At 39.6% G+C, this 427-nt stretch carries 1 protein-coding gene; it reads right to left on the reverse strand.

What is annotated here, in order from left to right:
* Nucleotides 1-12: 12 nt before the first annotated feature.
* A partial coding sequence (locus tag PZE06_RS26415; protein ID WP_275792166.1) for a RagB/SusD family nutrient uptake outer membrane protein occupies nt 13-427 on the reverse strand: 415 nt, incomplete at its 5' end.

Below are 427 nucleotides of genomic sequence, written 5' to 3' on the forward strand. Positions count from 1 at the left end.
TACTTAATAAGATTATATTTTAAAGTTAGTTTGTTTCAAGTTCGGGTTCTTATCCAATTCAGCTTGTGGAATCGGCATGTAACGGTTCCTGAATTTACGGATTTCGAGTACCACCTGGTTCTTTTCACCTTGGAAAATTGTAGCACGCTCTTCTTGTGGAATGCTTGGGTCCATATCTACGGTACCTTGGTTAGAAGCATAGATTGGACCATTCAGTACGTCTTTGGCAATGTCCCAACGGATGATATCATCTCTTCTTAAGCCTTCGAAAGCAAATTCTACGCGGCGTTCTCTTCTGAGCAATTCTCTCAGTTTAGCTTGTGTATTATATTTTGCTCTGTCTACTTTTGGCATGCCAGCTCTTTCTCTGATTAGGTCAATCAAGTCAGTAGCATCTGAAAGGTCTGTATTTTTTTCAATCATAGCT

The organism is Robertmurraya sp. DFI.2.37, assembly GCF_029211245.1.
Taxonomy (GTDB): Bacteria; Bacillota; Bacilli; order Bacillales; family Cytobacillaceae; genus Robertmurraya; species Robertmurraya methanolica_A.